Source organism: Methanosarcina sp., from assembly GCF_049706645.1.
Classification (GTDB): domain Archaea; phylum Halobacteriota; class Methanosarcinia; order Methanosarcinales; family Methanosarcinaceae; genus Methanosarcina.
Window position 1 is genome coordinate 1 of the sequence record NZ_JBNAKP010000020.1, and the last position, 22,466, is coordinate 22,466.

General features: G+C 44.6%; 20 protein-coding genes and 2 pseudogenes. 12 read left to right on the forward strand and 10 right to left on the reverse strand.

Annotated elements, in window-relative coordinates:
- Window positions 1-159: 159 nt before the first annotated feature.
- From ACPK8D_RS08215 to ACPK8D_RS08225, 3 genes are all read right to left on the reverse strand, one after another.
- Window positions 160-423: a 4Fe-4S dicluster domain-containing protein gene (locus ACPK8D_RS08215; RefSeq protein WP_424717371.1), complete on the reverse strand. Its 264-nt coding sequence runs from the start codon at window positions 421-423 to the stop codon at window positions 160-162.
- A gap of 401 nt (window positions 424-824) precedes the next feature.
- A complete protein-coding gene (locus tag ACPK8D_RS08220) occupies window positions 825-1,337 on the reverse strand; it encodes a COG2426 family protein (RefSeq protein WP_424717372.1) in 513 nt (170 codons plus the stop codon).
- A gap of 119 nt (window positions 1,338-1,456) precedes the next feature.
- Window positions 1,457-2,461, reverse strand: coding sequence for a replication factor C small subunit (locus tag ACPK8D_RS08225; RefSeq protein WP_424717423.1), 1,005 nt, complete (start codon window positions 2,459-2,461; stop codon window positions 1,457-1,459).
- 553 nt (window positions 2,462-3,014) lie between these two features.
- Here ACPK8D_RS08225 and ACPK8D_RS08230 point away from each other — a divergent pair.
- The gene (locus ACPK8D_RS08230; RefSeq protein ID WP_424717373.1) at window positions 3,015-4,094 is read left to right on the forward strand and encodes an epoxyqueuosine reductase; all 1,080 of its coding nucleotides are present in this window, start codon (window positions 3,015-3,017) and stop codon (window positions 4,092-4,094) included.
- A gap of 171 nt (window positions 4,095-4,265) precedes the next feature.
- Here ACPK8D_RS08230 and thpR read toward each other — a convergent pair whose 3' ends face one another.
- Window positions 4,266-4,811, reverse strand: a complete 546-nt coding sequence (thpR, locus tag ACPK8D_RS08235) for an RNA 2',3'-cyclic phosphodiesterase (RefSeq protein ID WP_424717374.1) — start codon at window positions 4,809-4,811, stop codon at window positions 4,266-4,268.
- 429 nt (window positions 4,812-5,240) lie between these two features.
- On the opposite strand from thpR, the gene ACPK8D_RS08240 reads away from it, so the two are divergent.
- Both ACPK8D_RS08240 and ACPK8D_RS08245 read left to right on the forward strand, forming a co-directional pair.
- Window positions 5,241-6,116, forward strand: a complete 876-nt coding sequence (locus ACPK8D_RS08240; RefSeq protein WP_424717375.1) for a DNA integrity scanning protein DisA nucleotide-binding domain protein — start codon at window positions 5,241-5,243, stop codon at window positions 6,114-6,116.
- A 191-nt stretch (window positions 6,117-6,307) separates the two neighbouring features.
- Window positions 6,308-7,027 carry a DUF1614 domain-containing protein gene (locus ACPK8D_RS08245; RefSeq protein WP_424717376.1) on the forward strand — a complete coding sequence of 240 codons (720 nt, stop codon included), beginning with the start codon at window positions 6,308-6,310 and terminating at the stop codon, window positions 7,025-7,027.
- 107 nt (window positions 7,028-7,134) lie between these two features.
- On the opposite strand, the gene ACPK8D_RS08250 is transcribed toward ACPK8D_RS08245, so the two are convergent.
- The 5 genes and pseudogenes from ACPK8D_RS08250 to ACPK8D_RS08270 form a co-directional block, all read right to left on the reverse strand.
- Window positions 7,135-9,156 carry an S-layer protein domain-containing protein gene (locus ACPK8D_RS08250; RefSeq protein WP_424717424.1) on the reverse strand — a complete coding sequence of 674 codons (2,022 nt, stop codon included), beginning with the start codon at window positions 9,154-9,156 and terminating at the stop codon, window positions 7,135-7,137.
- A gap of 373 nt (window positions 9,157-9,529) precedes the next feature.
- Window positions 9,530-10,582 carry an mRNA surveillance protein pelota gene (locus ACPK8D_RS08255; RefSeq protein ID WP_424717377.1) on the reverse strand — a complete coding sequence of 351 codons (1,053 nt, stop codon included), beginning with the start codon at window positions 10,580-10,582 and terminating at the stop codon, window positions 9,530-9,532.
- Window positions 10,579-13,044: a ribosome rescue protein RqcH gene (rqcH, locus tag ACPK8D_RS08260; protein WP_424717425.1), complete on the reverse strand. Its 2,466-nt coding sequence runs from the start codon at window positions 13,042-13,044 to the stop codon at window positions 10,579-10,581. Before rqcH ends, ACPK8D_RS08255 begins: the two co-directional genes overlap by 4 nt.
- A 265-nt stretch (window positions 13,045-13,309) precedes the next feature.
- A pseudogene (locus ACPK8D_RS08265) lies at window positions 13,310-13,438 on the reverse strand (formylglycine-generating enzyme family protein); the annotation flags it as partial.
- Between the two features lie 278 nt (window positions 13,439-13,716).
- The gene (locus ACPK8D_RS08270) at window positions 13,717-14,277 is read right to left on the reverse strand and encodes a hypothetical protein (protein WP_424717378.1); all 561 of its coding nucleotides are present in this window, start codon (window positions 14,275-14,277) and stop codon (window positions 13,717-13,719) included.
- A gap of 223 nt (window positions 14,278-14,500) precedes the next feature.
- Between ACPK8D_RS08270 and ACPK8D_RS08275 the strand changes: the two are divergent.
- Window positions 14,501-14,708 (forward strand): annotated as a pseudogene (locus ACPK8D_RS08275) (DNA primase catalytic subunit PriS); the annotation flags it as partial.
- Between the two features lie 254 nt (window positions 14,709-14,962).
- Here ACPK8D_RS08275 and ACPK8D_RS08280 read toward each other — a convergent pair.
- A complete protein-coding gene (locus tag ACPK8D_RS08280) occupies window positions 14,963-15,787 on the reverse strand; it encodes a formylglycine-generating enzyme family protein (protein WP_424717379.1) in 825 nt (274 codons plus the stop codon).
- 528 nt (window positions 15,788-16,315) lie between these two features.
- Between ACPK8D_RS08280 and priS the strand changes: the two genes are divergently transcribed.
- The 8 genes from priS (at window position 16,316) to ACPK8D_RS08320 (ending at window position 22,388) form a co-directional block, all read left to right on the forward strand.
- On the forward strand, window positions 16,316-17,560 hold the full coding sequence (gene priS / locus ACPK8D_RS08285) for a DNA primase catalytic subunit PriS (protein ID WP_424717380.1): 1,245 nt from the start codon (window positions 16,316-16,318) through the stop codon (window positions 17,558-17,560).
- A complete protein-coding gene (locus tag ACPK8D_RS08290; RefSeq protein ID WP_424717381.1) occupies window positions 17,526-18,251 on the forward strand; it encodes a hypothetical protein in 726 nt (241 codons plus the stop codon). The genes priS and ACPK8D_RS08290 overlap by 35 nt, the downstream gene beginning before the upstream one ends.
- Before the next feature lie 407 nt (window positions 18,252-18,658).
- Entirely contained in the window at window positions 18,659-18,937 is a 279-nt protein-coding gene (locus tag ACPK8D_RS08295; RefSeq protein ID WP_424717382.1) for a 50S ribosomal protein L44e, read from the forward strand.
- 6 nt (window positions 18,938-18,943) lie between these two features.
- Complete coding sequence (locus ACPK8D_RS08300; protein WP_011306561.1) at window positions 18,944-19,132, forward strand: 30S ribosomal protein S27e; 189 nt, start codon at window positions 18,944-18,946, stop codon at window positions 19,130-19,132.
- A gap of 73 nt (window positions 19,133-19,205) precedes the next feature.
- Window positions 19,206-20,012 (forward strand): translation initiation factor IF-2 subunit alpha, encoded by an 807-nt coding sequence (locus ACPK8D_RS08305; protein ID WP_424717383.1) that lies wholly within the window; start codon window positions 19,206-19,208, stop codon window positions 20,010-20,012.
- Between the two features lie 6 nt (window positions 20,013-20,018).
- Window positions 20,019-20,174 (forward strand): RNA-protein complex protein Nop10, encoded by a 156-nt coding sequence (locus ACPK8D_RS08310; protein WP_424717384.1) that lies wholly within the window; start codon window positions 20,019-20,021, stop codon window positions 20,172-20,174.
- 9 nt (window positions 20,175-20,183) lie between these two features.
- Window positions 20,184-20,954, forward strand: coding sequence for a proteasome assembly chaperone family protein (locus ACPK8D_RS08315; RefSeq protein WP_424717385.1), 771 nt, complete (start codon window positions 20,184-20,186; stop codon window positions 20,952-20,954).
- A 60-nt stretch (window positions 20,955-21,014) separates the two neighbouring features.
- Window positions 21,015-22,388, forward strand: a complete 1,374-nt coding sequence (locus tag ACPK8D_RS08320) for a TIGR00375 family protein (RefSeq protein WP_424717386.1) — start codon at window positions 21,015-21,017, stop codon at window positions 22,386-22,388.
- Window positions 22,389-22,466 lie beyond the last annotated feature (78 nt).

A 22,466-nucleotide genomic window follows, 5' to 3' on the forward strand; every position in this document is an offset into this window, starting at 1 on the left:
TATACAAGGAAACTATGGTTTAGATATTTAAAGAGAAAAACGAAGAGGCGAGGGTTCACTTCATCCCCTACCTAAAGGAAGGGGTATTCGTGACCCTCTGCGCTCCCGTTGTAATAAAATGCTGGTTCTCAGCATTTTCTTATTTTTACTTAAGATTCCTTATGCGGTTGCGGATTCCAAATCAACTACGGTCAGGGATTCCACAGGGCAAATCTTTGAGCAGGCTCCACAACGGACACAGATTTCGTCATCGATAATTGCCACTCCGTCCAGAATCCGAATTGCCAGTTCAGTGGTTTCAGGATCAAAATCTTCACTCTTCATCAGTTTTACGTTTACAGGGCAAACGGAAGCACATATGCCGCACCCAACGCATTTTTTGGACTGAACTATTTTTTTGTTTTTCTTATCTGCCTTTGCCATTAATAGTCACCTCAAAATTTTCCAGAAAACTGCCAGACAACGGGAGTAAGCCACAGGAAGTTGTAGAAGCTGGAGCTGGCTGCGAATATAATCATAAATTTATATTTGTTCTGTCGATGATATATTTGATATTTTTAAAATATATGAAGATTTCGAAGCAAGCCTTTTCAAAAAAATGTTTGATCGCAAACTTTTTCAAAAAAGTTTGATCAAAAACGCAAGCCTTTTCAGAAAAGGCTTGAGCGAAAACCCGATAAGCGGCGTGATAAACCGGCGCAACGGTTTACGCAAACCTTTTCAGAAAAGGCTTGAGCGAAAACAACGTAACGGCGTGATCAACCGGCGCAACGGTTGCGGCCCAACGATTGTGGCTCAACGGGTGCGGTTCACTCAAAGGGGGATTACATTCCCATGATCAGATCTGCAACACCTATACCTGTCATAGTGAGGGCAGTTACTACAATTCCTGCTATCATTACTCCTGCAGCAATTGCCGGTAACGCCTGCCTGAACTTGACCCCGAACACAAATGCCGCTGCGCAGCCTGACCAGGCCCCTGTAGCCGGCAGGGGTATGGCTACGAAGACGGTCAGCGCAAGGAGTCCGTATTTTTCAAAACTCTCGGTATTATTCTGGCGGGTCCTTGAGAAAAGCCAGGTGAAGAACGTATCAAAGATGGAGTAATGTCTGAGATAGTTTGAGACCGGTTCAAGGAAGAGCAGAAGGGGGATTACAGGAAGAAGGTTTCCAAGCACCGAGAAGAAAAAAGCCTCGAAGGGTCCCATTCCATAAATGCCCATCGCAATAGGGATTGCTGCTCTCAGTTCGGAGACCGGTAGAGCTCCCAGAATCAGAACTGCAAACCAGTGGGGAACAGATCCCAACATTTCTACTAATGCTATTTCAACAGACATGGTAATCAGGATTTATTAATTTGTATGTTCCTATTTTGAGAGAAGGCAGGATTCAAGCCCTTTCAACCTCTCTTGAGAGACCTGGAGTCTATAGAAGCTTTATTCCGGTTCATCAAACCTTAATCTGTGCTAGAAAGCGCAAAATGTGCGAGCAAGGCTTCGAGCTGGATCTTTTCAGTAGCTCCTTCAGTGAGCCTGAAATCAATCTCACCTATGATATCTACGAGTTCGACAATGCGCTTTTCAGAAAGCCCGAGATCCAGAATCATCCGGTTATCCATTTCGGAGATTGCCCTGTAAATCTGTCCAATTATATCTTCCCCAGAAAGCCCCTCTTCATAAAGCAACCTGTTCAGTTCCTTCCGTGCAGCCCTGAAATTTCCACGCAGGGCAGTTTCGATCAGGTTTCTGATATCCTCAGGATTTGCAGTTGCGGTAGTTCTATAAATGGTTTCCCTGGATATAGGTTTTTCCGGGTCTATGAAAGCAGCAGCCTGAAGAGAATTCACGGCTTTTCTCATATCTCCCTGGGCCACGTAAACAAGAGCTTCATATCCGTCTTCAGTGATGGATAAGTCCTGGTCTTTAGCTATGTATTCAAGGCGTTTCCTGATAGCCTCATTTGAAAGACGCCTGAACCTGAAAACTGCACAGCGGGACTGGATAGGCTCGATAATCCTGGAAGAATAGTTGCAGGACAGAATAAACCGGCAGTTGTTGCTGAAGCGCTCCATTGTCCGCCGGAGTGCGGATTGAGCATCCGAAGTCAGTGCATCGGCTTCATCCAGGAAGATAATCTTGAACCCTGCTCCACCCATAGGGGCAGTTTTTGCAAAGTTTTTGATTTTTGTCCGGACAACATCAATGCCTCTTTCATCCGACGCATTGAGTTCGGTAAAGTTTTCACGCCAGAGGTCTTCCCCGAAAATCTCTCTTGCAATCGAGACTGCAGAAGCTGTTTTCCCGACCCCGGGCGGCCCGGAAAACAGGAGATGAGGAAGATTTTTCGTTGCAACATAGGACTTCAGGCGTTCGATTGTTTCCTCCTGCCCTGCCACCTGGTCCAACCGGATAGGCCTGTATTTTTCGATCCAGATCTCTTCTTTAATCGTAGAGTCCTCCATTAATGCTTGCACCATAATTAGAGAAGATAATATTTAAACTTTCGAATGTTCTCAGTTGTTATGTTTAACTGCATTAAAAGTACAATTTGTGCGTTAGAGCCAGGATACAACCAATATATAAATGTATAGAAAACAAGGGATAAAAGAATGACAGAAGAAGAAAAATAACAACTTTAAAGTTGAAAAGTTAAAGAAAAACGATAACACTTTCATCTGCTTCTACTCATTGGTTTTTATTATCTCAGTCAACCTTATCAATTTTCCTAGTTTGCTGTTATTAATAATTTTTACGAATTTTACTATTTTTCACTATCGCCTTACAAATTTTTTCATAATTCAATCTTTCTACTGGTTCTACAATACTTATCCTCGCATATTTACCACTTTGCTTTTCCAAATTAAAAAAGGTATAGAAAAAATATATTCTAAAAGGTTATTGGACTATACTTTTAGGGAATTAGTATATTTGAATGCCGATCAAGGATATAGCAGTTGTCTTACATAAGTTACATTGAGATCAAATATTTTATTTAATTTGCTTGAGGAGTCGAAAATGGAAGAACAAACTGAAAAATCGAAGATGGAGAAACTAACCGAAGAGCTCAAAGAGATGGCTCTGACCCTTGGAGCCTTCAGAGTGGGCATCGCAACAACCGAAACCCTCACAGGCGGGCCTCCCTCCACGGACCTGACATATGTATTGCCAGGGGCAAAATCGGCAGTCGTTTTTGCCCTTGCTTTTGACCAGAACCTTATAGAACCTTACTTTAGAAAAGAGGACCATAAATCCCTCGATACTAATAAGGTGAGAACCACCACCCTTGCCAACGGGATAGCCCTTGAAATGGCAGGATTCTTGCAGCAGTATGGGTACAAAGCTATCCCCCAGCTTGCAAATTTCGTCTACCGTCAGGATTCGGAAAACTGGCTGCTGGATATGCACCCCCCTATTTCCCACAGGTACCTGGCCGTCCGCTCCGGGATAGGGCATTTCGGGTATTCAGGAAATATAATTACAAAGGAATACGGGTCAGCAATTGTCCTGGCGTCTGTAGTTACGGATGCAGAGCTTACCCCAACAGAGCCACTGCCGGAAGAAGAGAACTATTGTGACGAATGCAGGATCTGCCTTGCAGTCTGCTCCTCTGGATATGTGGACCCGCTTGAGAAAGTCACTGTAAATCTTGGAGGAAAGGAGTTTAGCTACGGGAAAAGAAGAAGCAACAGCCGCTGTTTCCTTGTCTGCGGGGGGCTTACAGGTCTGAATGCTTCGGGAAAATGGTCTACCTGGTCTCCGGCTCGCTTTGAAATCCCCAAAAAGGATGAAGATTTTATCGCTGCGTTGCCCGGTACAATAGAAGCATACCTAAAAAGACCGAAGATCAAAGGCGGATTTTTTATATGCCTTATTCCAGGGAACAGGATGGAATATACCTGTTCAAACTGCCATTTTGTCTGCCATCCTGACAAAGAAGTGCGGAAAGCCAGGTACAGGATGCTCGCAGAAAGTGGTGTGGTCATACAGGAATCTGACGGAACCCTCAGAGCTGTATCTCCTGAAGAAGCGAAAGAGTTTCTCAAAGCCATGCCTCCTGAGAGGAGAAAGCTGTACGAGTCGGTTCCAGAGGAATAATTGATCCAGAAGCACGGAGAATTAATTCAAAAAAGAATTAAAAAAATCACAGGTACAATGTGCACTAATGCCGCCAGAAAAAAGATCTAACAGAGAAAAAAGAGATAGCAGAAAAGAAAGATCTGACAGAAAAAAAGAGATAACAAAGAAGAAGGACATAACACAAAAAGTTTAATCCATGTGCACGGTATGCAGAGTTTCATAGATTGGTCCTTTCGGGGTCAGTGTGCTTTTCTTTAAAAGCACTTTATTTACCCACATAGTACCAATTTCTACATCTTTTAACTCCTTTAATGTATTTATGAAAGCGTTTTTCTGATCCTTCTTGAGGAATTTTACCCTGGCAAGAGTAGCATGGGCGGTAAATTCCCTGTCATCTTTTTCGAACTTGAAAGGTTCCAGTAAATTCTCTACATCGTCATGTAACGCCCTGAAATTTCCAGTTGCACCCAGCCAGAGCACTTTAGGATTCGAAGGTTTGGGAAAAACTCCAAGCCCCCCTACTTTTGCCTCGAAAGGTTCGCATGTAATGGAATCGAGAGCTGCGGAAAGTGATTGAATCCTTGATTCGTCCACATTTCCAAGGAACTTCAAAGTTATGTGAACGAGCTCAGGATCGACAAACTTCAGGTCAAAACCGGAGAATCTGTCTTGAAGCTCCCGAATCTTCTCCGTAAAACCGGGGTCTAATTCCACTGCTATAAATGTCCTGATCAAAGCATTCACCAATCTTAATTGAAAAGCGAACCAGAAAAATCTTCCTGTTAACTCTCTTCTGGAAAAATTGAGTTTAGATTCCGTTTTCGAAGGAATTGTAAACCCCCTGTGGACTGTTTATAAAAATAGAGTAAGAGGAGAGAGTGCTAAAAGCCATAACGGAAAAAAGGAAAGATCGAAGGAACTACAGGGCAATTATAATATATAAGAGATAAGTACAGAGAGATAAATAAGCTTAAGTATTTATAAAGTTGGCTTCAATGTTAACCTGAGGGAAATAATTCGGATCCGGAAAAAAGCGGAAAGTTAAAAAAATAATAACCCTAAATTTAAGAAAAATAGCATTAGTTCAAAGAAATAATATTAGCTTTAAAAATGAAAAGTAGAACCGCAAATCGGTTGCTGCAAAAAGAAAAAGTGGTGGATCATATGGATAGAGCACGTATAATTGCAGAAACGGCAGCCCGGATTTCCAGAGAACTTGATGCTGCCGCAATTATGGTTTCCGGGGAGCTGAGTTTTGAAGGGATCGAAACTGGGGGAATTCCGGTCTACTACATCTCCATGCGCCCGAAAAGCATAATAGACCATCTGGTCTCCACTGGAAAAGACGGGAAAAACCCTTTAAAGGAGCTCGGCGACCAAATAAATCGGGAAGCCTCAGGTAATTCTGAGAACCTTCAGCAGGCTGCCGCCATAGAGTACGTGCTTGGAGAACAGGAAAGCGGGATTATTGTAGGTGTAGTCGAAACTCGCGGCTCCAGTTCCATTATCGTACATAACCTCGACGAAAACCCCCTTGTAAAAGCCATGAAGGAATGTCAGGAAAGGATAAAGCCGGAAGTGATGAGTGCAATCATGAAAATTTCTTTTGATATCGTCCTGACAGGCAGAGAAGGCAAGAAAATGGGAGCTGCCTTCATAATAGGTGATTCCGAAGAGGTTCTGAAACGCTCTCACCAGATAATATTGAATCCGTACGCAGGCCACGATGAAACTTACCGGAATGTCCTTGACAAAAGGAACTGGGAATCCATAAAGGAATTTGCCCAGCTTGACGGGGTCTTTGTGGTAGATGAAAACGGCATTATCCATGCCGCAGGCCGCTACCTTGACGTTGACGGGAAAAATGTTGATATTGAAAAAGGACTGGGAGGCAGGCATGTTTCGGCAGCCGCAATCAGCAGAGATACGGTTGCGATTGCAGTTACAGTATCCGAGTCGGGCGGAGTTCTCAGGGTATATAAAGACGCAAAAGAAATAATCTGCATGGAGTGCCTGAAGCCTGCGGTAAGGTATATCTAATCCTGAGAATCAGAAACTTTTTTTTCTCAGTATCCGAAATTTTTAATTGCAAGCCAGAAGTGCAGGGGGCAGACTTTTTAAGAGCAGGTCTTTCAATGGGGTGTGTAAGGAATAAAGGCAGCAAATAGACTCATAAATAAAGAAAATATATTCCTAAACATGCGGGGAAATAAAGAGAGGGGGGCAATTCCATGAGAAAACAACTTTTTTACATTCCTTTTAGCCTTACATTCCTTCTTCTTTTGACCCTTATTCTGATCTTCGGGCTTAGTTTTCTCTTTTTTGGGGTAATTATTTCCGCTTTTACGAAAATCGGCTTCTCTATAGGGGATGCGCTTCTTATCCTGCTGTTGTCCCTTATCGGAAGCGGCATCAATATCCCTCTGGCAACCCTCAGGTCCGATACTCCGGCAGTTAGAGATACTTATATTCGTGTCTTTGGTGTGTCTTACAGGGTTCCAGTCCGGCGCGTGACAAGAAATGAAACGACAATTGCTGTCAATGTAGGAGGAGCAGTTATTCCGGTGCTGATTTCAGCTTACCTCCTTACGAAATTTCCTTCGTCTCTCCTGCTTGCAGGAGCCGGTATCTTAATAGTTGCAATCATAACTCATTCCGTAGCAAGGCCGATTCGCGGGATAGGTATCGCAACTCCGGCGCTGGTCCCACCCCTTGCCGCTGCCCTTGCTGCGATTTTGTTGACGTCTGTTATTCAGATTCCTGATTGCCCGGTTGACCAGTGCCGCGTTGTTACTGCCTATGCAGGAGGAGTGCTCGGAACCCTTATAGGAGCCGATCTACTTAACCTGGGAAAAATCAAGAACCTTGGAGCCCCGGTTGCAAGCATAGGAGGAGCAGGAACTTTTGATGGAATCTTCTTAAGCGGGTTCATTGCCCTTCTCCTGATATAAAAAAGAAAAAAAGGAGAAGGACTGTAAAAAAAGGAAAAGAACTGTAAAAAAGGAAAAAGATCCAGAAAAAGCATTAACTCTTCCTAGGATCAGTTACCTGAACTACATTATTTCTTCTCAGGAAGAACTTTAATCGGAACGGAGGAGTTATCCTTATTTACCTTATCACTGGTGGTTCCGTTAAATCCGGCAGCCGTCTTGTTCTCAATAGTAATATCCGCTGCTGGGTAGATAATATAGCCTTCCGGAGAAGTGCTGCCTTTTCCCTCATCTGAGGTCTGGAAATACCAGGAATCAGTGAAATAAGCCTTTTTATCCTTATCGAGGTCCAGAGTGATAGATTTCGAGCTTTTAAGGACAATTTCGTTTTCAGAAGCCTCCTTTACCTCAAAACCCTGATATTCATCTCCTTTTTCGATAAGCATCAAACCGTCTTTGTCAATGAGCCAGGTATACTTGAAGACCACAAAGGAGTCAGTAGCACTCGTGAATACTTTATCTACATAAGTGATAAAGTAGAGCTGGTCTTTTCCGTTCCCAAAGTCCGCAGTTGCCGTAAATGTCCGATCCTCGATAGCACCGCTTGTGTTCACGATCCCTGATTCAAGTTCTTTCCCGTTTTTATAAAGCGAGAACCAGACCTTATCGCCCTCGGAGTCGACCTGGTTAACGGCCAGAGAATAGTTTTTCCCGAGTTCCCAGGACTCCCCGGTCTTCAGTTCCTTTTTTTCTCCGGAAACCTGAGAGATCACAAGGTTTGCAAGCTGCGTAGAATCGTTTCCAACCGCGACATAGGGTTTTCCAAACCATGCAAGTTTATAGTAGAACATTCCGCCAAGTTTCTCAGGAGTTGTTTTGGGATTCAGTTCAAGGTCGGAAACAAGTTCATATTTGTTGGAGAACGGCCGCGTGGAATACACGAGTTCTTCTTCGCCGATTACATGGTTTCCGGGGTTGCCTTTGCCGAGTTCATTCCGGCCGTCTTTTTCAACATACTGAAGGCGTTCGCCCCACCGGCTTTCAGAAGCTACGAAATCTTTGTGTTTGTTTACAGGGTAGTTAAAGCCACCAAAAGTGGTAGCATTCCAGCTAAAACCATCAGATGAGACTTCGTTAGTGTCAAAAGGAAGACCTCTCAAAGTATAATTCCCAGGGTTGCTCAATTCCTTTGCTGGGTAGATAATATAGCCTTCCGGAGAAGTACTGCCTTTTCCCTCATCTGAGGTCTGGAAATACCAGGAATCGGTGAAATAAGCCTTTTTATCCTTATCGAGGTCCAGAGTGATAGATTTCGAGTTTTTAAGAACTATTTCGCTTTCAGAAGCTTCCATTACCTCAAAACCCTGATATTCGTCTCCTTTTTCGATAAGCATCAAACCGTCTTTGTCAATGAGCCAGGTATACTTGAAGACCACAAAGGAGTCAGTAGCACTCGTGAATACTTTATCTATATAAGTGATAAAGTAGAGCTGGTCTTTTCCGTTCCCAAAGTCTGCAGTTGCGGTAAATGTCCGGTCGTCAACAGTTCCGCTTGTGTTTACGATCCCGGACTCGAGTTCTTTCCCGTTTTTATAAAGCGAGAACCAGACCTTCTCGCCTTCGACATCGACCTGATTAACGGCCAGAGAGTAATTTTTCCCGAGATCCCAGGACTCTCCGGTTTTCAATTCCTTTTTCTCTCCAGAAACCTGAGAAATCACAAGGTTTGTAAGCTGGGTAGAATCGTTTCCAACGGCAATATATGGCTTTCCTCCAAACCAGGCGAGCTTATAGTAAAACATTCCGCCAAGTTCCTCAGGAGTTGTTTTGGGGTTTAGTTCAAGGTCGGAAACAAGTTCATATTTGGAGGAAAAAGGACGAGTGGAATACACAAGTTCTTCTTCGCCGATTACATGGTTTCCGGGGTTGCCTTTGCCGAGTTCATTCCGGCCGTCTTTTTCAACATACTGAAGGCGTTCACCACACCAGTTTTCAGAAGCTACAAAGTTTTTATGCTGGTTTACAGGGTAGTTAAAGCCGCCAAATGTAGTAGCATTCCAGCAGAATTCATCGGATGAGGCCTCTTTAGTGTCAACGGGAACTCCAGAAATAGCTGGAGCCGGAGCTGCAAGACCCAATGGTGCAAGCACCAAGCAAACTGTAAGCGAGGTAAGCAGTAACAATAAAGTTTTTTGAATATAGGGTTTCATAGGAATATCACTCTTTTTCATTTATTATTGATACGTAATTATAACAATCGAAAATACGCAAGTAAATATTATTATAAATTAAACTAAAAGTAACAACAAATAAAGCTAATTAGTTAATAAATTTTACTAATTTGAACTAAAAAAAATAAAAATAATACTAAATATAACATAAAAAGAGAAAAATAGAATTCTCAGCTTTTTCAATAAAAACAGGCACAGCAAGCACTGGAAGTAAAAAGAAAAGATAAAGAAATTAAAAGATAAAGAAATCGATAAAGAGCCTGTACCTGGAAGATACAGGGTCAGGCAGAGCTCAGCCCCTCACCCTGAAACGGAGCAGAGCTGCAATTCCTCCCAATTTATGAAGCTTTTCTCCGGGCTCAAAGGCTGTGCTGAAAACAACTACCTTCCCCTGGGCCTGTTCAACTTCCATAAGGAGTTTATCAATATCCTCCCCTTTTTCCCGCCCTTCCCGCAGGGTTTCGTCAGCAACAAGCAGGGTTTCGACAGCCCCGTAATCAAGAGCATTCTTAACATCTTCAAGACCATAAGCCGCTTTGCCGTCCATTGAGATTTCACGGATAAGGTCTTCCATCAGGGCTGATTCGCGGGCTATACGGGATTCCTGCATAATGCGATCCACTGCGCCTCTGCGGAGAACTTCCTGAAAGCCGGACATTCCTATCATGGAGGTGTCTTCGATCAGGGCTTTTGAAGCCATAGCCGGCTCGATTTCCTGGAAGTATTTAACGAAGTCTTCTTTGGTAAATCCGGGACCTGCAACGACTATAGACGCTTCCTCAGGGACGGCGTGCCTGAGCTGCTCTACAACTTCCCTGAAAAACTCATTTCTCAAACTGGTCTCACGCTTTCCTGAAGACTGCCGAATATGAGAATAAATTTCTATTCCGTAGTGATGCACAAAGCCGATATCGGCATCTCCCTCTTCTATTGCCACCATAACGACTTTCGGGCGCTTTGAAGCTTCTTCAGCGTCCTGGATCCGCTGGAACTGGTCGTTTTTCCAGTGCTCCTTGACTATAGAAAGATTGGTTCCGATCTCGACATTAAGGGTATGATAGGAGCCCACATCCATCCCGTGCTCTATCATCCCATGTACACGCAGCCGGTTCGCAAACTTGTGAAACTCGATCTCATCAACCCTGATTCCGAGCCTTACCTTTACTTTCTCGACCTTTTCAGGGCGTATCTTGTCACTTGCCGCATCAGCCTTCCGTTTGGTAACCGCAAAAACCAGGTCCCCTTTTTCGATTATGTATTTCAGGTGCCAGAGGTCGTCGAGGGTTTCGGCTGTTACTGCAATCTCCCCCTCCCTTCCTTTAAGGGAGCGGTTTGTAACTCTCATACCTTTTTCACTCCACGCATTTCAATTTTCTCTTCACTTCCCTTCCCGGCTTCGTCTTCGATTTTGCCTTCAAGTTCCCCTCCAATGCTCTCTTCAAATTTTGCTTTAATATTTTCTCCGGCCTTTTCTCCGGCTTCCTCTGCTAATCTGTCCCTGAATTCCTTTTCAACTTCCTTCCCGAAGCCTTTTCCGAGTTCCTCTTCGATTTCCTCCCCATTATCTTCAGGTTCGTGCTCTACTTCCGGGATTCCGTATTCCTCCCCTTCATACTCAATCCTCTCCCCCTTCCTTTCCGGCTTCTGGCTCTTTAGGTCCGATTCCCCTGGAGGGATCATCATGGCTACCTGGTCAGGAGAAGCGATCTGCTTTACGAAACGGGGATCATTGAGTTCATCCGCATAAATCCTGTAGATCTTTTTTGAAATATCATTCTGGTTAAAAGCACCCGGGACTATTTCGAGGATATAATCCCCATGCTTCCGGACAGCAGAAACTGGCCCGCCTATCACTCTCGTCTCGCCTCCTTTAAGCTCAAGCCCGACTGCAACACCGAGAGGAACGTCCTTAAAGTAATTGCGCTCCCCGCGGATGATAAAAGCCCCTTTTCTGACATACTCTCCTGATTCCGGGGTCTTTGTGACCTGCTCGGCTTTGACCCAGTAGCAGTCCCCGCTGAAGTGCCCGGCTTTCCAGAGGCTGGAATAAGAGACCGAAAACTGCGCCGCTTCCTGCAGGGTAGATTCGGGAACCTCTTTTCCACCGGTCTTGATGACTGTGAGAGGAGCACCAGGCGTCTGGGTATGGAAGACGAGATCTCTCTTTTCCAGGTATTTTTTGAAAACTTCCTCATTGGTATCGGCGTCCCTGCCTCCTACGATAAAGAAGCCGTCCGAGGATACGAACCACCTGAACCTGTCATACCAGTGCTTTTTTCGGGATGCCTGAAGCTTCCTTCCTGCCTTTGCAGCCTTTGCTACAGCCTTTTTCTCCATTGCCTTCCTGGTATCTTCGATAGCCCTGAGAGCGCCCTCTTTTTTCTTACTGAATTTCTTGACCTTCTCGTAGTATTCCTGAGCATTCTGCGGTACTGTCTTCCGGATATCAAGATTAACACTCTTCCCGTCAAGGTCCACAGTTATGGTCCCGGTCCTGGGGTCAATGTTTGTGATCTTTTGCGCAGCAGGCACGGTCTTTTTAGCCTGCTTCAGAATGGAACGGATCTCATCCCAGGAATAACCCTTTGCCCTTGCGCCATTGAGCACGGAAAGAAGCTCTTCGATAATCTGGTAATTTGCATAGACTATCTCGGCGAGGGTATTATTTTTCTCGATTTCTTTTTCGAACTTTGCAAGGCTCTCTTCCTGCTGGAGAAGCCGCCTTTCGTAGACGCCAAGGTTTTTCTCCTTTTTCTGAGCCTCTTTTACCTCTTCGACCTGCTCAAGCGCTTTTTTCCCAAAAAACTCATCAAGTGCCGTATTAAAGGAATCGAAATATTCTTTTTCAAATCCGGAATAGCGAGTAAGATCGAAAGGGAGCACATCGAAAGTTTCCAGCTTTCCGTTAATTTCTTTTTTCACATGCTGGGGTTTGAGTCCCGGAGCCCCGGCTTCAACCCCGGTTTCGGGTTTAATCTCGCTTTCGGGCTTGAATTCGGCTTCAGGTTTAAGTTCAGCTTCAGGTTTAAGTTCGGTTCCGGATTTAACCCCGATTTCGGCTTCGGTTTCTCCGGCTCCTTTGTCTCCGGCTCCTACCCTGAACAGCGGGGAAAAGAGGTCATGCATTGCATTGCAGAGCCTGGATGCATCCTCTACAGTTGCTTCTTTTGAAGGCTTTGATTTGTCAATTCCCGCCCTGGCACAGACTTCTTCTGCCAGAACTCCCCCCAGATTGAACCTTGTGGCAATCGTCCGCACTATATCAGCCTTAGACCTGGAAAAAGCCTCCATGAGGTCAGAAACCTTAGCCTCTATCGGGCTAATCTGTGCCTCTGGAAGCTCGTAAATCTCTCCGCTCCGAAGCCTCCTGTCCTTCAGAGTCACAGGATTCATGGGCAGGATAATTTTGTTTTCCGAATCAACAATAAGCACGTTCCCCCGCGCAAAAAGCTCCACAATAAGAATATTACGGACTCCTGCCCTTTCGATCCCGATTTTCACGACCCTGTCAAAATCATGCTGCTCTACAGATACGATCCTGCCCCCGGTCAGGTATTTTCTAAGCAGCATCGGAAAAGCCTGTGGAAGCGTTGGGCTTACCCTGAAGTGTTTACTTAGATGTATGCGCTTCCCGGCCTCAATAACCAGGTTGTCCCTGCCCTGGTGAAAAACGTAAAGGTTGATGCGAATCTCCTCACTCGTGGGCTGGTAGATCTTCCCGATCTTCGCATCAATAATGGACTTCGGCCCTGCTGACAGCTCGGCAACAACTGCAGCAACGTCGGCACTTGACATATCCTGTTTCATGAAGTGGATATAATAGAGGCTTTTCGTATAAGTATTACTGTCACCCGAATTGCGCCTCGGCAGAGTTGCGGCTCTGCAGTGCGCTGTCCTTTTCGCTTCGCTCAAGAGGACTTATTTATGGCAATGGTTGTTTAAGAAATTTTGAAATTGATATGGGAGAAGAAAATAGGTCGGAGCCAAGACAGCCAGAAACCCCATTTTTAACCTGTCTTGTCCCACACCGATGGTGCGGCTTTTTCGCAAAGAAATTTCGCAAAGAAAAGGTTTAGAGTTCCATCAAGAGGCGAAAGCCCAGAGTGCTGGAGCGGTACTTATTGGGGCGTCTGAGGCGAACCGTTGAACGGCAGTACCCGGATTTGATTCTCCAGCAACCACCCCGATAAACCCGATCGAAACTATTTCCTTCTTCCCATGCACAACCATCAGAAGGAGCCCCATTGTAATTCTCATGCCACTAGTCCTGCACCCATTCCCATATTTTTCCAAGTAACATTCTTCCATCTGGCACAAGTATTCATTTCTTTCACCAGATCTTAAAAAAGCATGAAGCCCATTTATACATTTGGAATTTATGCTTCTGCTAAAGTCAAGTTCTGAATTAATTTAACTCTTCAAGGGCACAAAATTACTCTTCAAAGATCCCTCCAGACAGAAACTGCTGTAAAGCCGATTTTATGTAGTATAACTATATCCCCACCAGTCACTTTTTTCGCTCTTCCTATCCATCGAATCCACAGTCCAGACACGCCAGCGGCCGGGATATGTGCCAGGGGATGAAAATGTATAGCTGTTTGTAGTCACGTAAGATGTTATCACGTTACCCCAGTACCCTAAATAAACTTCAACCTCGACTCCGTAAATTGTTGCCCCGGGAACTTCGGTCCATTCTAGCGTTATCTCATTTGGATATTCATCGAATACCGTACCATCAGCTGGCGAAACTTGTTCTGGAGCAGATAAAATGGGCTCGTCTACAGTGACTTCTGTACTATTTTCGATAACACCATTGGTCACCTGGTGAACCGGTTCATCCTCACCAGTAGTCCCCTGATCGTCAACCTGGGGATTGTCCACGCCCGTAATCCCCTGGTTGTCAATTTCAGGTTCGTTCCCATCATTAACCACCTGATCATAGATGAGCCAAATCCCACCTATGGCAGTTATCAGTGCAGCAAGTCCAGTAAGAATGCCTGGTAATGTGGTCCAGAAGGATGAACTATTCTCCCCGCTCATAAGTTATACCCCAATAAATCCTTGAAATAATTTGTAGTAATATTATGTATTTAGTATTTATACGATTTACCACATAAAACCTGTATAAAATCTAAAGATAATATTATAATTGTTTTAAAAATTCTCAGATAAACAAAAGTAAAATATGAGACAATTTATCCAGGGAAAACCCTGAAATAAATTCCAAACAAAAAGATCCAGAACCCCGAAAAGTCCCGAAACCATGGATATCCGAATCACCCACTTTTGGAAATTTTGTTTTTAAAATAATTACAAAATGCCGAAATCGGCCTCCCTGGCCACCTGCCTAACAGAAAATGGACTTTTATTTTATATGGTGATACGCCTGAAAAAAATGATGCACAGGCACAAGTGTTTAGATTCTCCGAAGAAACTTTGATCATCTTTACGACATGGCTCCTGCTGACCTTTAGAATTCGACCGCGTATTACGAATATCTATAGTCAAGTACCAAAATTTCTTTACCAATCTCAATTGAAAGGTTAACCACGGAAAGCACGGAAAACATAGAATAAAGGAAAATAGGGTTACAATTCTTCCGTGCTTTCCGTGTCTTCCGTGCTTATAAAGTAAGTCCGAATATTATTTTAGGGAATATAAAAAAGAAAAAGAACGAAAAAATCCAGAAAATGAGACCGCGGCCATAAGAGCTGAAAAGAGGAAATTAAAGTTCCCTCAAAAGCCGAAAACCCAGATTGGCGAAACAACTCTCAAATCCGCGCCTGAAACGGCCAGCTGAACGGCAGAACCCGGTATTGCAGAGCCAGCTACACCCACGAGAGACCCGAGAGGAACCATTTCCTTCTTCCCATACACTCCCATCGGAAGGAGCCCCATTGTAAGTCTCATGCCACTCGTCCTGAACCCATTCCCAGACATTACCATGCGTGTCGTAAAGCCCCCAGGGGTTTGGTTTCTTGAGGCCAACTGCGTGAGTTTTACTGCCTGAGTTTTCAACATGCCAGGCGTATTCATCAAGTTTTGACTCATCCTCGCCAAAGAAACACCTTGTTTGTGTGCCGGCCCGGCAGGCATACTCCCATTCGGCTTCTGAGGGTAAGCGGTACTTATCAGTTCCTTCCATCTCATTCAGCTTTGTGATAAATTGCTGGACGTCATCCCATGAAATCATCTCAACCGGGCGGTCTTCACCCTTGAAGTGTGAAGGATTGGTCCCCATTATTTTTTTCCATTGGTTCTGTGTGACAGCCGATCTACCCAGGTAAAAAGAGTTTTGAATTACTACTTTATGGACCGGAGATTCGGAGTCGGACCGATTCCTCTCTTCAGAAGGTGAGCCCATCTCGAATTCCCCGGCCGGGATCAGTACAAGTTGTATACCTGTAGAAGGGCTGGTAATGATTTCAGTATCAATTGCATTATCCGCCGGCGCAAAAATCGATGATTCTTCGGCTTCTTCTTTCATCAGGTAGTATCGAACTGTATTAATGTAACTCTTAATGCTGGATTTGCTTCCCACAAGCCCCACTCCATAAGATCTCCTATTAATTTGCCGATTTTTATTTGTCAGTTGTTATTTGTCAGCTGTCAAATTTTACTTGTCAATTATTATTTGACCGCTGTTACTTTCAACTTTTATCTATCAGCTTTGTTTGAGCTTATATTGTCAGGTTCTATAATCCTGCAGCATTTATTGTTGTTCGTGTTAGAATTAAACTTTACTGTCAGAGATAGCTTGATCGAAAAATCGCTATGCATTCCATTGTAATAAAAAGAGTTCCCTGAACTCGAATTGGCTGTTAAACAATTTTAAAAAAACTGATATAACCAAAAGTAAAATATGAGATTGATTTATCTTAGGAAAACCCAACCAAAATCCTAAACCAAAACCTTAATCAAAGCCCCTGATCAAAGTCACTGAATTAAGTCCCTGATCAAAGACACTACAAAATCCCTAGTCAAAATCCCTAAACAATACTCCCTGATCAGAATCCCTAAACAATACCCATGATCAAAACCCCTAACAAAGATCCAAAAACCCAGAAGCCCTGAAACCATGGACAGCCGAACAGCCCGTTTTTTGAAAACCCGCTTCCAGAATTATTACAAAAATGCCGAAATCGGTCTTCCTGACCACCTGCCTAATAGAGAATGGGCTTTTATCTTCTATGACGATATGCCTGAGAAGATGATGCACAGGCACAAAGCCTTCGGCTCGCCAGGCGAGGCTCTTGATTATCTTTACGGCATGGCTCCTGCACATGTTTATAATTCCACTGCGTATTACGAATACCCTGATGCCAGGAAGATGAATGAGAAAAACTGGCTCGGGGCAGAATTGATTTTTGACCTTGATGCAGACCACCTGCCGAATGCCCCGAAGAACTATGCGGATATGCTTGAGCTCGTAAAAAAGGAAACTTTCAAGCTCATGGATTTCCTTTTAGATGACTTCGGGTTTTCGGAGCAGGAAATCGAGCTTGTGTTTTCCGGAGGGAGGGGTTACCACTTCCATATTAGAAGCCCGAAAGTCCTGGCACTTGGGAGTGCTGAAAGAAGGGAAATCGTGAATTATCTGAGCGGGAGAGACCTTGATTTCAAATATTTTTTCAGGGATGTCGCTATGGATGGGGAATTCGGGACAGGATCGAAAACATTCAAGGGCATGAAAAATGTGCCTGTGAAATGCACGCTTTTGGGATATGATTCAGGCTGGGGGAAAAGGATTGCCCTCTACCTTACGGAGTATATGAAAACCGAGTGTGGAAAAAGGTATAAAAAAGATATGTTCCCCGAGCTTCGCAGGTACGAGAAAGTAGGCGATACTACGGTAAAAAAGTTGATTAGTCTTACAAATAGCGAAAATGGTTTAAAGGATATCCTGGAGAGGGGAAGACTTGACTTTGATGTCAGAAACTTTAAAGATATTGCTGCCTATTTTATGAGAGAATCTGTGGAGGATTTTCTGCACAGATTCGGGGCCAGCGTTGACGAACCCGTGACTGCGGATATCAAACGTTTGATCCGGGTGCCAGGCTCATTGCACGGCGGGTCGGGGATGCTGGTTAAAAAACTTGCTTTATCTGAGTTAGAGAAGTTTGATCCGCTTAACGATGCCGTTGTCTTTGGCGAAAGGCCGGTAAAGGTAACAGTTTCAAAGCCTTTTTCGGTACAATTAAGGGGCAAGGATTTAAGAGTAGAAGAAGGCATACAGGAAGTCCCTGAGTATGCGGCAGTGTATCTAATTTGTAGAGGTGTTGCGGAGTATGGATATAGAAAAAATCAGCCAGGTCCTGTATAAGGAAAAGAACCAGACAATAAAGACAATTCCGGCTGATTTTTACCTGGAGTCTGAAAAATATATCCGGGAACTTGAAGAAGAGATCGGTAAAGTAAACAATTCCCGTTCTCCGGAATCCAAGATGCTTCACGACGAGCACGAAAGAGCGCTTTCGGACCTTGAGACTATCTTCATGAAACGGATAGGAAAGGTTATTACCAGGGCAACAATCCAGTCTCATGCGGATAAACCTATTTCAAAGGATATTGAAAAGCTGCTCCCTGCGGAAAAAAGGCTTTATGACCTTGTACTGCAGGGAATTGAAGCCGCAAAAACCGAACTTTTAGGTCCTATTCTGTACCCTGATTCCGAGAATATCGCAGTCTGGCCTGAGATCGTAGGGGAAAGGCAGACTTTTGTCGGTGTAAGGGGGGACACGGAGGCAAAAATTGGAATTCCTGCTGTTGCAGCCAGCGGGGAAATGGGAGCAGGACCAGACAAAAACAATATAAATAAGGAATACGTTGTTGTCCGAATACTGAAGGATCTGCCGACCTTCACAGGTGCAGACGGCCGGAATTATACGGTCAGTGCCGAAGAAGTCGTTGTTTTGCCGCAGCTTAATGCTACAGGGCTGGTAAAGCGAAACGCAGCCAAACTGATTGCCGGACAGGAAAATTCCGGAAAAGACTTATTTCCCGGAAAAAATTAATTTTCTGAGATTTACAGCTTATTTTAGCCTGGAAAAAAGGAAGGCACGCAGTTCAGGAACCTGGTAATCCAATTAAGGCACAACGGCATAAGCCTGCCAGGTAATAGTATGAGTATTTATATGTGTAGCTATATTTGTGTAGCATCTGTGTAGCTTAACTTTGTTAGCTGCTCTGATCTCTTCCTCGATGGAAGACCGCCAGTCGTGATATCGAGATCGAAAGAGGTCTGAGGATTTTCAAGTTCATCCAATCAAAGGCTTCCCAAATAAGATCTTCCCAGGATCAAAATGTCATACGTAGACGCCATGCGTATATTCCATGTATATTCCATGTTTAACATAGTGTCTTTCCGTAAAAGCCGGAAAAGGCAAGCTCAATACCAATAATCATTAAAAAGGTGTAAAGAATGAAGATTCCAAAGAGGTTCAGGACTTACTGCCCGTTCTGTAAGACCCACAGCGAACACATAGCAGAAAGGGTCAAGAAGGGTCAAGCTTCATCCATGACTCACATTGCAAGACAGAAGAAGAGACAGCAAGGCATAGGAAACAGCGGAAAGTTCTCCAAGGTGCCCGGTGGCGACAAACCCACAAAACGCATCTGGCTTAGATACCGCTGCACAGTATGTAAGAAAGCTCACCAGAGACCCTGTTTCAGGGCAAAGAAGTTCGAGTTCAAGGAGTAAGATAAAATGGTAGACTATATCCAGAGGCCAAAAAGCAGGTTCCTGCGCGTAAAGTGCAACGACTGCGAAAACGAACAGATCATATTCGGAAGCGCCAGCCGTAAAATCACCTGCGTTGTCTGTGGAAGGACCCTTGCCGAACCAACCGGTGGCAAATCGACAATTACCACTCACATCCTCGAAGTGCTTGAATAACCGGATAGGTTAAAGCACTTTACCGGATTAGAGTAAAAAGCAATAAAGAAACAAAATTTGAGAAGTGGTGCGAATGGGAAACGATAACTGGCCCGAAGTCGGAGAATTCGTTGTCTGTACTGTAAAGAATGTGACGGATTTCGGAGCCTATGTCGAGCTTGAGGAATTCGGAGGAAGGGAAGGTTTTATCCATATCTCCGAAATTAAAGCAGGCTGGGTCAAGTACGTCAGGGACTACGTAAGGGAAGGGCAGAAAATAGTCTGCAAGGTTCTTAACGTGGACCCTTCCCGCGGCCACATAGACCTTTCATTGAAAGACGTTAACGAGCATCAGCGGCGCGCTAAAATCCAGGAATGGAAAAATGAGCAAAAAGCCGCCAAATGGCTCCAGTTCGTGGCTGAAGAGACGAAAACCGATGAAAGTAACCTGCAAGCTCTGCACGAAAAACTCGTAGAAGAGTTCGGAAGTGCATATTCTGCCTTTGAAGAAGCTGCTGTCGAAGGAGAGAAAGCCTTCAAGGGAATCAAAGTCAATAAGAAATACTTAAAGAGCATACTCAAAATAGCAGGGGAAAACATCAAACTGCCTTTTGTAGACATCGCAGGCTATGTGGACCTTACATGTAACCTTCCAAACGGCATAGAAGTCATAAAGCAGGCTCTTAGCGCTGCAAACTCTATCAATGACGTTGATGGAAAAGATGTCAGGCTCGAAATAAGTTACACAGGGGCTCCGAGATACCGGATCAAAGTAATTGCCCCGGATTACAAGAAAGCCGAATCAGTCCTTAAAAAATCCGCCCAGACCGCAGTTGATAGCATTGCCAAACTCGGTGGACATGGGACTTTCAAGCGGCACATCGAATCAGCAAAGGCGTGATACCCTTTGGGACAAAAGATCCGCAAATGCAAAAATTGCGGCAGGTACACTTTAAGGGAAATTTGTCCGGTTTGTGGGGGAAAAGCTTTCCCCACACATCCGGCCCGCTTTTCTCCTCAGGACCCTTACGGCAGGTACCGCAGAATGGCAAAGAAAGGATAAGGAATTGTTATGCAGCAGAGTACACTTGTCCGCCTGAAAGAAAATCTTGAGCTCAAAAAACCCATACTTGTGGTCGGACTCCCAGGAGTAGGACTCGTAGGCAAGCTAGTGGCAGAGCATCTGGTAGACGAACTTGGGGCCGAAAAAATTATGGAGGTTTATTCTCCGCACTTTCCGCCTCAGGTCCTGGTCAATAAAGATTGTACGGTCCGTCCGGTAAGCAATATCATATATCACGGAAAGGCGAAAGAAAATGATCTGCTTTTCCTTGTAGGAGACCATCAGAGCACAACCTCGCAGGGGCATTACGAACTCTGTTCTCTCTACCTTGACATTGCGGAAGAATTTGGAGTGCCGAGGATTTACACGCTTGGAGGATATCCTACAGGCAAACTGACCTATGAGGAAACAGTTCTTGGGGTTGCCAATGATACGAAATTGATTGAAGAAATCAAAGAGTATGGGGTAGAATTCAGGGAATCCGAGCCCAGCGGAGGAATAGTTGGAGCGTCGGGCCTGCTTGTAGCTTTCAGCAGGATGCGGGGTATTGATGCTGCCTGCCTTATGGGCATGACCCCTGGATATCTAATGGATCCTAAAAGCGCCCAGTCCCTTCTAAAGGTAATCTGTAAAATGTTCGGGATCGAGGTAAACACCGAGTCGCTTGAGAAAAAGGCCGAGGAAATGGAGAACATCCTGGAAAAACTAAAGGAAAAAGAAGAACAGCAGATTATCCAGGAAGTCAAGCCAACCGAGGAAGACCTGCGCTACATAGGATAACAGGACATTGTCTGATTAAAACAAGCGCTAAAAATCAGAGCTTCCGGTAAAGGGAAGGAAATGAAAGTCAATACAGACCTCCATCTCCATTCAAAGTACTCCATGGCATCTTCCAGGAAAATGGAATTGCCGACAATTGCCAGGGAGGCTTCAAAAAAAGGGATGGAATTGATCGGTACTGCCGACTGTACTCATCCGAAGTGGCTCGAAGAGATCAAAAGAGCATCCGTTTCGGATGAAGAAATCCGCATAGATGAAATTTATTTTATCCCCACTACCGAGATAGAAGACAGCAAACGTGTACATCATCTCCTTATTTTACCTTCGATTTCAAAGGCTGAAGAACTGGCCGAGCGCATTGCTCCTTTTGGCAATCTTGAAGCCGACGGCCGCCCGAATGTCAGGCTGGACGGCAGTGAAATTGCAGAAATTGCAAAAGACCTTGGAGCCCTTATCGGCCCCTGCCATGCCTTTACTCCCTGGACCGCACTTTACGGTTATCACGACAGCCTGAAAAGCTGCTACGGGGACATGACAGATTATATTTCGTTTCTGGAGCTCGGCCTGAGTGCGGACAGCGATTATGCCGACCGGATAGAAGAACTGCACCGCCTGACTTTTCTTTCGAATTCCGACGCCCATTCCCCTTCGACCAACAAGCTGGCAAGGGAATTCACCCAGTTTGATGTGCCTGAAATTACCTTTGACGGCTTGAAAAAAGCTATTCTCAGGGAACAGGGGTACAGGGCTACCCTGAACGTAGGTTTTTTTCCCGAAGAGGGCAAATACAACCGGTCAGCCTGCATCAAGTGTTTTACCCAGTATGCGATGCCCGAAGCCGTTGAGAATAAATGGCGCTGCCCGATCTGCGGAGGCATTATAAAGAAAGGGGTTTTCGACCGAATTAATGAACTCGCAGACTTTAAGGAACCGAAACATCCTGACCACCGCCCACCTTACCTTCATCTCATTCCCCTTGCCGAAATTATCCAGATGACGCTCGGCCATGCAAGCGTCCAGACAAAAGGTGTGCAAACCGCCTGGAATAAGCTTATAGAACGCTTCGGAAACGAAGTTGAAGCCCTCATTTATTCAGAACCGGAAGACCTGAAAATCGTGGGTGACGACCGGATAGTAAACGCGATCCTGGCCTTCAGGAAAGGAAATGTTATAATCCATCCCGGTGGAGGGGGCCAGTACGGCTGGCTTGAGCTGCCTGAAAACCTGAAAGGGGAAGAAAACCGGCACACAGGACAGCTTTCATTTGCCGACCTTGAGAAGCTAAAACCAGGGAAAAAAAGCAAAACCGAAAAAAAGCGTGATAAAAAGCCCAGGAAAGAGACCGGCGAAACCGACAAAGAAGGACCTGATAATAAAGAACCGAATAATAAAGAACCTGATGATGCAGGCCAGAGTTCACTTTTCGATTTTTAAGATACAGATCCCACTGATGACAAAATATATAAGAAAGAAAGTATATTCACTAACCCTGCATCTCAAACACGTTGCACT